Origin of the sequence: Mesorhizobium sp. dw_380, assembly GCF_018588885.1 — a bacterium.
Lineage (GTDB): Bacteria > Pseudomonadota > Alphaproteobacteria > Rhizobiales > Rhizobiaceae > Mesorhizobium.
Genome location: NZ_JAFFIW010000010.1, coordinates 115,609 through 130,196, shown reverse-complemented (window position 1 = coordinate 130,196; position 14,588 = coordinate 115,609). Strand labels below are relative to the sequence as shown.

Genomic DNA, 14,588 nt, shown 5'->3' with positions numbered 1-14,588 from the left:
TCATGTTCCCTTCAAGCAGCCCGATTTCCGGAGAAGACAGCGGGCGGCAGCGGTTCGCGGCCGAGGATCAGGTCGGCGCCCTTTTCGCCAACCATGATGGTCGGCGCATTGGTGTTGGAGGAGGGCACGCGCGGCATGACCGAAGCGTCGCAGACGCGTAAGGCGTCGATGCCGCGCAGCCTCAGATCCGGCGTCACCACCGCCATGCCGTCATGGCCCATGCGGCAGGTGCCGACGGGGTGATGGTCGGTCTTGGAGGTGCGGCAGGCATAGTCGAACAACTCGTCGTCGGTGGCGAGCGAGGGGCCGGGCAGCACTTCGCGCAGCACGTAGGGAGCAAGCGCCTTCTGCCGCATGATCTCGCGCGCCAGCCGCAGCCCCTTGATCGACATGGCGCGGTCATAGGGATCGGACCAGTAGTTGGGATCGATCAGCGGGTGGTCGGCGGGATCGGCGCTCTTCAGCCGCACCGTGCCGCGCGAGCGCGGCCGCAGGAACGCCGAGTTCAAGGTGACGCCGGGATTGTTCAGCTTCTCGACGCCGGCCTCGATGCCGGATCCCAGGCCAAGATGGAACTGGATGTCGGGCGAAGCGGCGGTCGGGTCGGCGTACCAGAAGCCGCCGGTCTCGAACAGGCTGGAGGCCACGGGTCCCGTTTTCAGCAGCAGATATTGCAGGCCGGCCCACGCCGTGCGGTGCAGCTTGGCGTAATTGTCGTAGGTGTGGTCGCCGGTGCATTCGGCGATGACGAACAAATCGAGATGGTCCTGCATGTTGGAGCCGACGCCGGGCAGGTCGTGCACCGGCGTGACGCCGACCGATTTCAAATGATCGGCCGGGCCGATGCCCGACTGCATCAGCAGCTTCGGCGAGCCGATCGCGCCGGACGAGACGATCACCTCGCGCTCGGCGCGCAGGATTTTCTTCTCGCCGCCTGGTCTGTCGACGATTTCGACGCCGATGGCGCGGCCCTTCTCGACGACGACGCGGGTCACCAGTATGTCGGTCCGAACAGTGAGATTCTTGCGGGCGCGGATCGGCTTCAAATAGGCGACCGACGCCGAGGAGCGCCGCGCGTCTTTCTGGGTCAGCTGATAATAGCCGACGCCTTCCTGGCTGGCGCCGTTGAAGTCCGGGTTGAAGGGAATGCCCATCTCCTGGCCGGCACGGAAATAGGCCTCGCAGATCGGCAGCGGCGAAATCGGATTCGACACGCCGAGCGGGCCCTGGTCGCCGTGGAAGTCGTTTGCAAAACGCTGGTTGTTCTCGGCCCGCTTGAAATAGGGCAGCACGTCGCGATAGCCCCAGCCGGCGAGACCCTCTTCCTTCTCCCAGGCGTCGTAGTCGCGGGCATTGCCGCGCGTGTAAATCTGGGCGTTGATGGAGGAGCCGCCGCCGACCACCTTGGCCTGCGTGTACCAGAAGACGCGGTCCTTCATGTTTTTCTGCGGCACGGTCGACCAGCCCCAGGAGGCAATGCCTTTGGTCATCTTGGCGAAGCCGGCCGGCATGTGGATGTAGGGGTGCCAGTCCTTGCCGCCGGCTTCCAGCAGTAGCACCGAATTCGAAGAATCCTCGCTCAGCCGGTTGGCCAGAACGCAGCCGGCCGGGCCGGCGCCCACGATGATGTAGTCGGTCATGACACTGTCCACTTACAGCCGCGGCACGGAGAGCGCGCCGTCGACATTGATGATCGAGCCGGTCGAAAAGCCGAGCTTGCCGGCCGCAAGCGTCGCCACCACCACACCGATATCCGAGGCTTCGCCCCAGCGCTTTGCCGGCACCAGACCGCCGTCGATCAAGGCATCGTATTTGGCGGTCACGCCTGCCGTCATGTCGGTGCGGATGATGCCCGGCCGCAGCTCGAACACGCCGATGTTTTCGGGGGCGAGCCTGAGCGCCAGGTTCTTCACCCACATCGAAAGCCCAGCCTTCGAGATGCAGTAGTCCGGGCGTTCGGGTGAAGCCATTTCGGCGCTGACCGAGGTGATGGTGATGATCGACCTCGGGTGTTGGCCCGGCGTAGCCAGCATCGCCTTGGCGACGGCCTGGCTGAGGAACACCGTGCCGCGCAGATTGATGCCCATCGTGCGGTCGAAATTCTCCGGCTTCAGTTCCAGCAGATCGCCGCGTGTGACGGCGCCGACGCCGGCATTGTTGACGAGGCAGTCGATGCGGCCGAAGGCGCGGATCGCGGCATCGACGAGCGCTGTATGGCTGTCGAGGTCTGCGACGTCGCAGCGGTGGTAGGTAAACCTTGCGCCACGCGCCGAGATATCCTTTGCAAGTCCATCCGCCGGCTGTTCGGCCAGATCGGCGACGAGGATGTCGAAGCCGGCGTCGGCAAGCGCCTCGGCGCAGGCGAGGCCGATGCCGCGCGCGCCGCCGGTGACGATGGCTGCGGGGCGGGTCATTGGAGGCCAGCCTTGCGGATGTCGGCGCCGCCCCTCATCGCCCTGCCGGGCACTTCTCCCCGTATAGTGACGGGGAGAAGGACACCTTCATCACCTGCTTCGCTAATTGTTGACGCTGCAGAAGGAGCGGCGAGGCTGCGGCCAGCGGGCTTCTCCCCGTTTACGGGGAGAAGGTGCCGGCAGGCGGATGAGGGGCAGCGCTGACCCATCATGAGGCAAGCTCCGTCTTGCGGATGTGCTCAGCCACCCGCAGCGACTGTGCGGCGATTGACAGCGCGGGATTTACAGCGGCCGAATTGGGCAAAAAACTGCCATCGACAACAAACAGGTTCCGGTGGTCGAACGCGCGGCAGAAAGGGTCGAGCGGTGCGGTCGCCGGATCGTCGCCCATCTTGACCGTGCCGCATTGGTGCGAGGGGGTGCGCTTGTCGAAGGGGCGTGACAGGACGATGGGATAACCGCAGGCGCGGAAGTTTTCGCGCATGATCTTGGTCAGCCCGTCGAGCGACTGCATGTTGGAGCGCCGCCACTGCAAAACGATGTCCTTGCCGTCGACCATGATGCGGCTTTCCGGATCGGGCAGGTCCTCGCACATCAGGTACCAGTCGACGGCATGGCGGGCCATGAAGTCGAGTGCGAATTTGGGAGCCAGCTTGACGTTGGCCCTCAGCATGTTGCCGTCGATCTTGCCGAGTAGTTGGACATTGCCGAGCGGCTTGCCGCCCTTGCCGTCGGACAGATAGTAGTCGTTCAGCATCAGCGTCTTCTGGTAGACGGCATCGTTGCGGCGGCGCGGATCGATCGCCAACATGGCGCTCGAATTGTGGTTCATGAAATTGCGGCCGACCTGGTCTGAGCGGTTGGCAAGGCCTTTGCCGTCGGAAGACGGCGAGCGCAGCAGGATGATGGCGGAATTGACCGCACCGGCGGAGAGGATGACCAGCTTCGGCGACACTGACTTCGCCTCGCCATTCTGGCGGTAGCGGATGGCTGATATGGTTCTGCCGTCCGCCGAGGCTTCGAGATACTCGACATGGGCGCCGGTTTCGAGCTTGATGTTGGTGTCCATGAGCGCTGCTGTCAGCGGTCCCGTCTGTGCGTCGACCTTGCCTTCGCCGGTGTTCGGGAAGGCGTCCCAGCCGGTCTTGCCCTCTTTCAGCCAGGTGTCGATGTCGACGCCGAGCGGCAGCGAGGCCGGGTGCAGCCCGAGGCTCTTGAGTTGAACGCGGGCCCGGGCGATCGGCGCCTCGTCGGGCACCGGCTTATAGGCATAGGGGATCGAGTGGAACGGCTCGGTCGGATCCTCACCCAGCGCGCCCCGGACGCGAAACAGCTGCTCGGCTCTGGAATACCAGGGCTCGAACTCGTCATAGGAAAACGGCCAGGCCGGAGAGACGCCGCCAAAGTGCTCCATGGCGGAAAAGTCTTCCTTGCGGTAGCGGATCAGCACCGCGCCGTAGAATTTCGAATTGCCGCCGACATAATAGTAATTGCCGGGGTTGAAGGCCGCGCCGCCGGCCTCGCGCCACATCTCCTTCGGCCGGTAGTGGCCGTCGACGAAGATGGAGCGCGTGTCGCGGGCATGCGGCGTCGCCGGCAGGGGCTCTCCGCGCTCCAGCATCAGGATCGAGGCGCCGCTGCCGGCCAGACCGGAGGCGATCGTGGCGCCGCCGATGCCGGAGCCGATGATGACGATGTCCGGATTTGTCATGGCCGTCAGCGAATGCGGTTCTCGGTCGCCGGATCGAAGAACACCGCCTTGGTCAGGTTGAAGGCAAGCGGCGTGCTGGTGCCGGGCTGGATGTTGGCGTCGGCGCGCAGCCGCGCCACCACGCCCTTGCCGCCGAGATTGGTGACGGCGAAGGTGTCCGAGCCTGCCGGTTCGACGACCTCGATATGGCAGTCGGCGGTGGCGATATGCGACGCGTTGCGCTCCGCCCCTTCCGGATCGGTCAGCGCCTCCGGGCGGACGCCGAAGATAATCGGCTTGCCCTGGAATGCCGACAGTCCCGCCGGTGCGTTGGCCATCGGCAGCGAGATCGGCTCGCGCGCCTCGCGCTGCAGCACTACAGCCAGTCCGCTGCCATTGCCGCCAATGGTCGCCGGGATCAGGTTCATCGCCGGCGAGCCCATGAAGTCGGCGACGAAGATGTTGGCAGGGTTGTTGTAGATCTCGGCCGGCGTGCCGAACTGCTGCACTTCGCCGTCACGCATGACGGCGATCTTGGTGGCCAGCGTCATCGCCTCGATCTGGTCGTGGGTGACGTAGACGATTGTGGTGCCGGTGGTGGCGTGCAGGCGCTTGATCTCGATGCGCATGTCGACGCGCAGCTTGGCGTCGAGGTTGGACAGCGGCTCGTCGAACAGGAACAGTTTTGGGTCGCGCACCAGCGCCCGGCCCATGGCGACACGCTGGCGCTGCCCGCCCGAAAGCTGGCTCGGCTTGCGCTTCAGGAGGTGACCGATCTGCAGCACCTTGGCCACCTTGTCGATCGCCTTCTGACGTTCGTCCGCCGGAACGCCGCGCATTTCCATGCCGAAGGAGATGTTCCCCGCCACCGTCATGTTCGGGTAGAGCGCGTAGCTCTGGAACACCATGGCAATGTCGCGCTTGGAGGGATGCAGATCGTTGATGGCGCGGCCATCGACGCGGATTTCGCCCGAGGTGATCGTCTCCAGCCCGGCAATGGTGTTGAGCAAAGTGGATTTGCCGCAGCCGGAAGGACCGACCAGCACCAGGAAGCCGCCTTTCTCAAGCTCGACATCGATCCCCTTGAGGATTTCGACCTGGCCGAAACGCTTCCGCAGACCATCAATTTCCAGAAAAGCCATTGGATTATCCTTTGACGGCGCCGGCCATCAGACCGCGCACGAAGTAGCGGCCGGCAAGCACATAGACGAGAAGGGTGGGCAGCGCCGCGATCATCGCGGCCGCCATGTTGACGTTGTACTCGACGACGCCGGTCGAGGTGTTGACGACATTGTTGAGCGCCACCGTCATAGGCATCGAGTCGCCGGTGCCGGCGTAGGCGGAAGCGAACAGGAAGTCGTTCCAGATGTTGGTGAACTGGTAGATGACGGTGACGACGAAGATCGGCATCGAGTTCGGCAGCATGATGCGGCGGAAGATCTGGAAAAAGGAGGCGCCGTCGACCTGGGCAGCCTTCACCAGTTCGGTCGGGAACGCCTCGTAATAGTTGCGGAAGAACAAAGTGGTGAAGCCGATGCCGTAGACGACGTGGACGAACACCAGGTTGACCGTCGAATTGCCGAGTCCGAAGCTTGTTCCGATAGAGTTTTGCAGCGTCACGCCGAACCGGCCGACGCTGCCGAGGATCGTCGCCATCGGCAGCAGCACTGACTGGAACGGAATGAAGCAGGCGAACAGCATCAGCCCGAACACCAGCGTCGCGCCGCGAAAACGCCATTTGGTCAGCACGTAACCATTGAGGGCCCCGAGCATGGTCGAGATCAGCACGGCGGGAACCACCATCTTGATGGAGTTCCAGAAATAACCCTTGATGCCGGCGCAGGTGAGGCCGACGCAAGTCTCGCCCCAGGCCTTCAGCCATGGGTCGAAGGTCGGTGCTTTGGGCAGTGCCAGCATGTTGCCGTTCTGGATCTCGTCCATGGTCTTGAACGAGGTGACCAGCATGACGAACAGCGGCATCAGGTAGAACAGCGCGAACAGCGCCAAAAGTCCGTAGATGACGATGCGGTTGACGAGCTTGACGTTGACGCCGCCGGAGGCCTGGCGGGCGGGAGTGGCGACAGCGCTCATCGCGATTTCTCCCTGAGTTCGGAATAGAGATAGGGCACGATGATGGCGACGATGGTCATCAGCATGATCACGGCGCTGGCCGAGCCGACGGCCATTTCGTTGCGCTTGAAGGTGTACTCATACATGAAGTTGGACGGCAGCCAGGCCGAACCGCCAGGGCCGCCGCTGGTCAGCGCGACCACCAAGTCATAGGATTTGATGGCAAGGTGGGCGAGCACGATGAAGGCCGACAGGAAGATTGGCCGCAGCAGCGGAATGACGATGCGACGATAGAGCTGGAAAGTGGTGGCGCCGTCGATCTGCGCTGCCTTCATGATCTCGCCGTCGATGCCGCGCAGGCCGGCCAGGAACATCGCCATGATGAAGCCGGAAGCCTGCCAAACGCCGGCAATGACCACCGTGTAGATGACGAAATCCTTGTTCTTGATCCAGTCGAAATGGAAGCTCGTCCAGCCCCATTGATGCAAGGTCTGCTCGAGGCCGAGGCCGGGATCGAGGAACCATTTCCAGGCGACGCCGGTGACGATGAAGGATAGCGCCATGGGATAGAGGTAGATCGGACGCAGCATGCCTTCGCCGCGGATCTTCTGGTCTAGCAGGATGGCCAGGAACAGGCCGAGCGCCAGGCAGATCAGGATATAGAGAAAGCCGAAAATGCCCATATTGGTGATCGACGTGTACCAGCTCGACGGCGGGTCCGTGTCGAAGGTCCAGCCCCACAGCCGCTGATAGGCGCGCGAGCCGGTGATTACATAGGACGGGAAGGTCTTGGAATTGGTGAAGGACAGATAGATCGTCCACAGGATGAAGCCGTAGACGAAGACGATGGTGATGGCGAAGCTCGGCGCCAGCACGATCTTGGGCAAGGCGTCCTGCAGGCGCGAGCGCACAGAGGCGCGTGGCCGGGCCTGCTCCGGCGTCAGCTTGATCTGGGTTGTCGCTACTGTGCTCATCAGCTCCTCCCGTTTCGGGCCGTCCGTCTTCGACCGCTTCGCGGCAAGACGGCCCCGTGCTTACGGGTCCATGGTCGACGCAAGGCCGGCCAATTGCGAGATGGAACCTTCCCCGCCGAAGCGGGGAAGGTATCTTCATGCGTGGCGCTTACTTGGCGTCGTCGATCGCCTTGACCAGTTCGGTCACGGCCTCGTCCGAGGTCTTGATCTGACCATGGACGAATTTGGAGACGACGTCCTTGTAGGCATTGGCGACCGCCGGAGGCGCGCCGTAGCCCTGGGCCAGCGAGCCGAACAGCGTGCCGCCTTCGTTGGCCTTCTTCAGGTCGGCGATGCCCTTCTTGCCGCAAGCGTCGAAGTCGGTATCCGGAACGTCGGTACGGGCCGGAACCGAGCCCTTGACGACGTTGAAGGCCGACTGGAAGCTCTTCGACAGGGTGGCAGTGGCAAGGGCTACCTGGGCGGCCTTGCGGTCCTCCGGAACGTTGAACATGCCGAACATGTCGGAGTTGTAGATCACCGAGCCGTCGGTGCCCGGGAAGCGGTAGCAGAGGAAGTCCGTGCCCGGGGTCTTTTTGGCGGCGTGGAATTCACCCTTGGCCCAGTCGCCCATGACCTGCACCAGGGCATCGCCCTTGATGACCATGGCGGTGGCAAGGTTCCAGTCGCGGCCCGAGAAGTTCGGGTCGACATAGGTGACGAGCTTGGCCAGGTTGTCGAACGACTTCTTCATCGTGTCGGACTTGAGCGAAGCGTCGTCGAGGTCGTTGAAGGCCTTCTTGTAGAACTCAGGTCCGCCGGTCGACAGCACGACCGAGTCGAACATGGTGGCTTCCTGCCAGTTCTGACCGCCCAGTGCCAGCGGGATCACGCCCGCGGCCTTGGCCTTGTCGAGCAATGCCACGAAGTCGTCGAAGGTCTTCGGCTCGGTGCCCCCGATCTTGTCCATGACGGCCTTGTTGATCCACAGCCAGTTGACCGAGTGGACGTTGACCGGAGCCGCGACCCACTTGCCTTCATAGACCGAGAACTTCTGCAGTGCCGCCGGAACCGACTTGTCCCAGCCTTCCTTCTTCGCCGTCTCGGTCAGGTCGCCCATGACGCCGGCGGCCGCATAGTCGAGCACGGTGTAGCCGAGCATCTGCGAGGCGGTCGGATAGTTGCCGGCGGCGACCATCGCCTTCAGCGCGGTCATGGCGGCGTCGCCGCCACCGCCGGCCACCGGCACGTCCTTCCAGGCATAGCCTTCCTTGGCCAGATCGCCCTTGAGGACGTTGAGGGCAGCCGCTTCGCCGCCCGACGTCCACCAATGCAGCATCTGCACTTCCTTGACGTCGGCGGCGTGCGCCGAAAAAACAAAGCTCGTTGCGAGAGCCGTTCCGATAAGCAGTTTGCGCAACATGTACTTCCTCCCTTGTTGCATTTCACGACCGGTGGAAGCCCACCGGGTTCTTCCCAACTCAGCCGACCCACCACCCGGTGCGCTGGCCGCGATGAAACTGGATTGTTTTTTCCTCGGTATAATCCTCGACAGCGCGTTTGCCGAGTTCGCGTCCAAGGCCGGACTGCTTATAGCCTCCGAAAGGCAGCTCGGGATAACCTTCCATGAATGTGTTCACCCAAACCGTCCCCGAACGCACTCCACGCGCCACCGACATGCAGGTGTCGATGTTGGCGCTCCACACGCCTGCCGACAGACCATAGGGCGTGTTGTTGGCGATGTGCAACGCCTTTTCAATCGATTCAAAAGTCAGCACGGAGAGCACCGGGCCGAAGACTTCCTCACGCGCGATAGCCATGTCCTCGGTGACGCCGCGAATGATCGTGGGGTCGAGATATTGGCCGGCATTCGAGGCCAGCTGCCCGCCGCCACTGTAAAGGCTGCTGCCTTCGTTTGCCGCAGCCGCGACGTAACCGGCCACTTTGGCGAGGTGGTCCGAGGAAATCATCGCACCGATCCTGGTGCTGTCATCGAGGGGATCGCCGACAGTCACCCTGGCGGCGAGCGCCTTGACGGCGCTGAGAAAATCGTCGGCGATCGCCTCGTGCACGATCAGCCGGCTGCCGGCATTGCAGCATTCGCCGGCATTGAAGAAGCCGCCGAACACGGCCGCATCGGCGGCCGCTTCAAGGTCGGCATCGGGGAAGACGATCTGGCCGTTCTTGCCGCCGAGTTCCATCGAGACCTTTTTGAGCGAATTCGAGGCCGCCGCCATGGTCATCTTGCCGACGCGGGTAGAGCCGGTGAAGGATACCATCTCGACCAGGGGATGACTGACCATCGGCGCGCCGACATCGGCGCCAAGACCGGCGAGGATGTTGACGACGCCGGCAGGCAGGCCGGCCTCGATCAGGATATCGCCGAGCACGAAGGTCGAGGCCGATGTCATCTCGCTCGGCTTGACCACGGCCGTGCAGCCGGCCGCGAGGGCGAAAGGCAGCTTCTGGCTGACGATCAGGAACGGGAAATTCCATGGCGTGATGATCGAGACGACGCCGATCGGCTCACGCAGCACGACGCCCAGCATGGCGTCGCCCAGATTGGCGTAGCTCTCGCCATGCAGCGTGCGGGCGAGCGAAGCGGCATAGCGCCAGATATCGACCGCGCCGCCGATCTCGCCGCGGGCCTGGGCGATGGGCTTGCCGGATTCGAGCGCATCGAGCCGGGCGATGTCTTCAAGCCGCGCCTCGATCAGGTCAGCCGCCTTGAGCAGGATCGCGGCGCGCTCGGCCGCTTTCATGCGCGGCCAGGGGCCGGTCTCGAACGCCCGGTGCGCGGCCTGCACCGCGGCTTCCACTTCGGCCTCGCCGGCCTGCGCATAGCGCGAAACGGTGAAGCCGTGGCCCGGGCTGCTGCGCTCTAGCGTGCGGCCGTCGCGGGCGTCGACATGCTTGCCGTCGATCAGCAGCCGATAGGTTTTCGGCGCGGCGGATGCCTCGGCGGGCATGGCGATGTTGAGAGGCGCGTTCATCGGCTCACTTTTCTCTATGATCTTGAAAATGCCGGCTTCTGCTTGGTCTTGAAAGCGCTCACGCCAGCCTTGAGGTCGCCGGTGAGCGCGATGAAGCCGCTGGCCAGCGCTTCGGTCGCGGCCGCGCTTTCCTCGCCTTCGGCAACCGCGATCATCAGCTTGACGGCCTCTGTTGCCAACGGGCCGCGCTCCGCGATCTTCTCGGCCCAGCCTCTGGCTTCCGCCAGGCCGTTGCCGGTTTCAGCAACCCTGTCGACCACGCCCAGGGCCAGCGCATCGGGCGCGAGAAGCATCTCACCGCCCAGTGCCATGCGCCGTACGGTCTGCGCGCCGAAGCGGCGCACCGCGCGTTGCGTGCCGGACCAGCCGGGGACGACGCCGATCGAGGTTTCAGGAAAGCCGAGCTTGACGTGTGTTTCCGCGACCCGGAAATCGCAGGCGACCGCCAGCTCCAGCCCGCCGCCAAGCGCGTGGCCGGACAGCACCGCGATCGTCGGTTGCCGCAGCCGCGCCAGCCGGTCGAAGACACGGTGGCCGTAGCGCACCCATTGCACCTGGAAATCTGCGGCATTCATCGGGCCCCAGGCCTCGACGTCGCCGCCGGCGCAAAAGCCCTTGCCTTCGCCGCGGATCAGCACGACGCGCACGCCTTCGGCCGCCTCCGCTTCATCGAGCGCTGTTTCCAGCGCCTTCAGCATCGGGATGTCGAGCGCATTGAATTTTTCCGGGCGGCGCAAGGTGACGATGCCGATGGCGCCATCCTGGTCGAATGTGACGAGACGCTCAGCCATGGGCGCCTCCGAGCGAGGCGCCGCCATTGAGCGACAGTCCGATCGGCCGGTCCTGATAGAGCGCCGCCGGCGTCACCTTGAGGTCGTTGGCGATACCGAGCGGGATTTCGGCTTGCGCCAGCACATCGCGCTCGAGATCGATGCCCGGGGCCAGTTCCGTCACCATCAGGCCATCAGGCGTCAGCTTCATCACGCAGCGCTCGGTGACGTAGGTGATGTCCTGTCCTTGGGCGACTGCACGCTTGCCCGAGAAGGAGATGTGCTCGACCTCGTTGACGATTTTCCTGACCTTGCCCTCCTGGTCGATGCGGATGCCGCCATCGGCCAATGAGAGTTTGGCGCCGGCATTGAAGAAACCGGAGAAGACGATTTTCTTCGCCCGCGCAGTGATGTCGACAAAGCCGCCGGCACCGGCGGTGACATGCGGCCGCGCCGAGAGCTTCGAGACGTTGACCGAGCCATGGCGGTCGATCTGCAGGAAGGAGAGCAGCGAGGCATCGAACCCGCCGGCCTGGAAATAGATGAACTGATGCGGCGAGGGCATGATCGCCTCGGCGTTGGAGGCACAGCCGAACTTGAAATCGAGCAGCGGCACGCCGCCGACCGCGCCCTGTTCGATCACCCAGGTAACCTTGCCGTGCTGGCCTTCCTCCAGAAGGATGCGCGGCACGTTGGCGGAGATGCCGAAGCCGATGTTGACGGCCGTGCCCTCGCGCAGCTCCATGGCGACGCGGCGCGCGATCACCTTCTGCACGTTCATCGCGGCATTGCGGAAGCTCGACAACGGGCGGAAGATCTCGCCTGATATGGCCGGGTCGTAGGGCGTCAGCGTCGTCTGCAACTGGTCGGGCGCGACGACGATGTGGTCGACCAGCACACCGGGCACCCGCACATCATGCGGCTTCAGCGTACCGTTCTCGACGACGCGCTTGACCTGTGCGATGACGACACCGCCATTGTTGCGGGCGGCGAGCGCCTGTTCGAGGCCTCCGAGATAGGCGCCTTCATGTTCATAGGTGAGGTTGCCGCGCTCGTCAGCCGTGGTGGCGCGGATGATCGAGACGTCAGGCACGATGGAGCGGAAATAGAGCCATTCCTCGCCGTCGAACTGCTGCACCGAAACGATCGGCTCGCCGGCGGCCGCATTCATGGCGCAGCCCTGATGGCGCGGATCGGCGAAGGTATCGAGGCCGACCTTGGTCAACACGCCGGGCCGCTTGGCGGCGGCTTCGCGGTGCATGTCGAACAGGATGCCGGACGGCACGTTATAGGCGGCGACCGAATTGTCGCCGATCATCTTCCAGATCCGCGGCGGCTCGGCCGAGGAGGGGCCAGACGGATAGGAGCCGCACAGCGTGCGCTTCAACAGGCCCGGCTTGGCCAGGTGGTCAATGCCCTTGATGCCGTACATATCGCCGGCAGCGATCGGGTGCAGCGTGGTGATGTTCTTCGGATGGCCTTCGCTGTCGAAGCGTTCGCCGATGGCGGCGAGCACGGCATCCGGACAGCCAAGGCCGCTCGACGAGGACACGGATACTGTCATGCCATCCTTGATCAGATCGGCTGCCTGCGCCGCTGAAACGACCTTGCTCACTTCATGCTCCCGAGTTTCGGGTCGATCTTGACGGCCTTGCCGGAGCTGGCCGATTGCAATGCGGCCTCGGCCGAGGCGAGTGACCAGATGCCGTCCTCGCCGGTGGCGGCAGGATGGCCGTCGCCGTGGATCGCGCAATGGAACCGCCGCACGGACCTGAAGTAGAGATCCTCGTGGTCGAAGCTCAACTCCTCTTCGCCGCTTGCCGTGCGCAGAATGACGGACCCGACTGGTTTCTGCGTCATCACGTTGCGGGCGATCAGCGAACCTTCCGAGCCATGCACCTCGAAGCCGGTGTCGGCATACCTGGTGGTAAAGCCTTCATGCGACTGCGCGATGAGGCCCGACTTGAAGCGCCAGATGCACATGGCCCCATCCTCCAGTCCGCTGCCGGCCATGCCGGCCGACTGGGTGAAGGCGGAAACGTCAACTGGATCATCGCGAAGCACGAAGCGCAGCGTGTCGACATCGTGCACGGTGATGTCGAGCACCACGCCGCCGCCAGCTTCAGGCTTTCTGATGCGCCAGCCTTGCAGGTTTTCCGGCAGATAGACCGAGTGAAAAACGCGGGCGGCGATCGGCTTGCCGATGTGCCCGGTGGCGATCGCCTCGCGCATCGCCCGGTGCGCACCGGCATTGCGCAGGTGGTGATTGGTGCCGATCACGACGCCGGCAGCCCTGGCGGCGGCGACCATGGTGCGGGCATCGGCGCCGGTCAGCGCCAGCGGCTTTTCGCACAGCACATGCTTGCCCGCCTTGATGGCGGCAAGGGCCTGTTCGAGATGCAGCTCGTTGGTGGTCGAGATGTAGACGGCGTCGATATCCTCATCAAAGAGCTCGTCAAGCGTCGAGACCGCGAGCGGAATGTTGTTTTCCACGGCATAGGCCTGGCCCCGCTCCGGGTCGGAACTCATCACCGCCGCGATCTTGCCATCGGCCTGCACCCGGATGGCGTTGACCATGAATTGCTTGGCGATCGTGCTGGCGCCGATCAGTCCCCATTTGACGCTCATGCGGCGCCCCCCGAAGACCTGTTTCGGGTGCGGCGATCCGGACCGCAGCTTTCCCTGACCACGAGATTGACCGCGCCGATATGGTCCTCGGCACGTGTGGTGCGCGACTGGATCATCTTGATCATGACATGGGCGGCGCGTTCGCCGAGACCGGCACTGTCCACCGCGACGCTGGTCAGCGCCGGCATGTAGTGTTCGGCCTCCACCACATCGTCAAAGCCGACGACGGCGAAATCCGGTCCCGGCTCAAGTCCACGCTTGCGCAGCGCCAGCATGGCGCCAAAAGCGACAGCGTCGTTGAAGCACAGGGCCGCGGTCGGCGGTTCAGCCATTGCAAGCGCAGTTTCCAGGCAAGCAATGCCGCCCCGACGGCTTGTCTCACCCTCGATGACAAGCATGTCACGCGTATCTATCCCGAGCGTCTCGCAGGCCTCGCGAAAGCCGCCCAAGCGCTCATGATAGACCACGAGGTCGGACGAGCCGCCGAAGAAGACAAGCCTGCGATGTCCCTTGCCGATGAGGTGAGCCGTGGCGAGGTAGCCGCCGCGATGATTGTCGGGCGCGATCACCGGGATGCGGCTTTCAGGCAGCCGGCGCATGGCAAAGGCAATCGGCACGCCGGCTATTTCCAGCCGCCGGAAGGCGCCTGGCGTGGTGCCGCGGGCCGGTGAGACGATGAGGCCGGCGACACCTTGCTCCATCAACGATTTCAGCACTTCTTCCTGGCGCACGGGGTTTTCCGCCGTGTTGGCGATGAAGGGCACGATACCGGCAGACTGGAAGACACGCTCCATGCCGACCGCCAGTTCGGCGAAGAACGGATTGGTGAGGTCGTTGATGACCATGCCGATGACGTTGGAATGCGCCTTGCGCAGATTGGCGGCGCCACGGTTGTAGACATAGCCGACATCCTCGATCGCCTTGCGCACCTTGACCGCGGTTTCGGGCCGGATCAGCCCGCTGCCCTGGAGCACGAGCGATACCGTCGATTTGGACACGCCTGCCTCGCGGGCGATGTCGAAGATCGTCGCCTTGGCCCGGCTGGCCATCCAGATATCTCCTCCCGTTTT

At 64.0% G+C, this 14,588-nt stretch carries 12 protein-coding genes; all 12 read right to left on the bottom strand.

The features are described 5' to 3' along the window. Positions 1-11 precede the first annotated feature (11 nt). On the bottom strand, positions 12-1,640 hold the full coding sequence (locus JT360_RS13060) for a GMC family oxidoreductase (protein WP_214472026.1): 1,629 nt from the start codon (positions 1,638-1,640) through the stop codon (positions 12-14). Between the two features lie 12 nt (positions 1,641-1,652). Further along, positions 1,653-2,414 (bottom strand): 3-ketoacyl-ACP reductase, encoded by a 762-nt coding sequence (locus tag JT360_RS13055; protein ID WP_214472025.1) that lies wholly within the window; start codon positions 2,412-2,414, stop codon positions 1,653-1,655. A gap of 208 nt (positions 2,415-2,622) precedes the next feature. Continuing rightward, the gene (locus JT360_RS13050; RefSeq protein WP_214472024.1) at positions 2,623-4,125 is read right to left on the bottom strand and encodes a GMC oxidoreductase; all 1,503 of its coding nucleotides are present in this window, start codon (positions 4,123-4,125) and stop codon (positions 2,623-2,625) included. Positions 4,126-4,130: 5 nt separating this feature from the next. After that, entirely contained in the window at positions 4,131-5,246 is a 1,116-nt protein-coding gene (locus JT360_RS13045; RefSeq protein WP_214472023.1) for an ABC transporter ATP-binding protein, read from the bottom strand. A gap of 4 nt (positions 5,247-5,250) precedes the next feature. Beyond that, a complete protein-coding gene (locus JT360_RS13040; RefSeq protein WP_214472022.1) occupies positions 5,251-6,195 on the bottom strand; it encodes a carbohydrate ABC transporter permease in 945 nt (314 codons plus the stop codon). Then, entirely contained in the window at positions 6,192-7,148 is a 957-nt protein-coding gene (locus JT360_RS13035) for a carbohydrate ABC transporter permease (protein WP_214472021.1), read from the bottom strand. Before JT360_RS13035 ends, JT360_RS13040 begins: the two co-directional genes overlap by 4 nt. A 148-nt stretch (positions 7,149-7,296) precedes the next feature. Next, the gene (locus JT360_RS13030; RefSeq protein WP_214472020.1) at positions 7,297-8,550 is read right to left on the bottom strand and encodes an ABC transporter substrate-binding protein; all 1,254 of its coding nucleotides are present in this window, start codon (positions 8,548-8,550) and stop codon (positions 7,297-7,299) included. A gap of 58 nt (positions 8,551-8,608) precedes the next feature. Next, entirely contained in the window at positions 8,609-10,120 is a 1,512-nt protein-coding gene (locus JT360_RS13025) for an aldehyde dehydrogenase family protein (protein WP_214472019.1), read from the bottom strand. 14 nt (positions 10,121-10,134) lie between these two features. Further along, positions 10,135-10,911, bottom strand: coding sequence for an enoyl-CoA hydratase/isomerase family protein (locus tag JT360_RS13020; RefSeq protein ID WP_214472018.1), 777 nt, complete (start codon positions 10,909-10,911; stop codon positions 10,135-10,137). Continuing rightward, entirely contained in the window at positions 10,904-12,505 is a 1,602-nt protein-coding gene (locus JT360_RS13015) for an acyl CoA:acetate/3-ketoacid CoA transferase (RefSeq protein WP_214472017.1), read from the bottom strand. The genes JT360_RS13020 and JT360_RS13015 overlap by 8 nt, the downstream gene beginning before the upstream one ends. Continuing rightward, positions 12,502-13,518 carry a Gfo/Idh/MocA family protein gene (locus JT360_RS13010; RefSeq protein ID WP_214472016.1) on the bottom strand — a complete coding sequence of 339 codons (1,017 nt, stop codon included), beginning with the start codon at positions 13,516-13,518 and terminating at the stop codon, positions 12,502-12,504. The genes JT360_RS13015 and JT360_RS13010 overlap by 4 nt, the downstream gene beginning before the upstream one ends. Then, the gene (locus tag JT360_RS13005) at positions 13,515-14,567 is read right to left on the bottom strand and encodes a LacI family DNA-binding transcriptional regulator (protein ID WP_214472015.1); all 1,053 of its coding nucleotides are present in this window, start codon (positions 14,565-14,567) and stop codon (positions 13,515-13,517) included. The genes JT360_RS13010 and JT360_RS13005 overlap by 4 nt, the downstream gene beginning before the upstream one ends. Positions 14,568-14,588: the final 21 nt, after the last annotated feature.

Bases quoted from the DNA above. Each gene is read 5' to 3' on its own strand.
- JT360_RS13025 (WP_214472019.1), bottom strand. From the start codon at position 10,120: ATGAACGCGCCTCTCAACATCGCCATGCCCGCCGAGGCATCCGCCGCG.
- JT360_RS13010 (WP_214472016.1), bottom strand. From the start codon at position 13,518: ATGAGCGTCAAATGGGGACTGATCGGCGCCAGCACGATCGCCAAGCAA.
- JT360_RS13020 (WP_214472018.1), bottom strand. From the start codon at position 10,911: ATGGCTGAGCGTCTCGTCACATTCGACCAGGATGGCGCCATCGGCATC.
- JT360_RS13050 (WP_214472024.1), bottom strand. From the start codon at position 4,125: ATGACAAATCCGGACATCGTCATCATCGGCTCCGGCATCGGCGGCGCC.
- JT360_RS13060 (WP_214472026.1), bottom strand. From the start codon at position 1,640: ATGACCGACTACATCATCGTGGGCGCCGGCCCGGCCGGCTGCGTTCTG.
- JT360_RS13030 (WP_214472020.1), bottom strand. From the start codon at position 8,550: ATGTTGCGCAAACTGCTTATCGGAACGGCTCTCGCAACGAGCTTTGTT.
- JT360_RS13045 (WP_214472023.1), bottom strand. From the start codon at position 5,246: ATGGCTTTTCTGGAAATTGATGGTCTGCGGAAGCGTTTCGGCCAGGTC.
- JT360_RS13005 (WP_214472015.1), bottom strand. From the start codon at position 14,567: ATGGCCAGCCGGGCCAAGGCGACGATCTTCGACATCGCCCGCGAGGCA.
- JT360_RS13055 (WP_214472025.1), bottom strand. From the start codon at position 2,414: ATGACCCGCCCCGCAGCCATCGTCACCGGCGGCGCGCGCGGCATCGGC.
- JT360_RS13040 (WP_214472022.1), bottom strand. From the start codon at position 6,195: ATGAGCGCTGTCGCCACTCCCGCCCGCCAGGCCTCCGGCGGCGTCAAC.
- JT360_RS13035 (WP_214472021.1), bottom strand. From the start codon at position 7,148: ATGAGCACAGTAGCGACAACCCAGATCAAGCTGACGCCGGAGCAGGCC.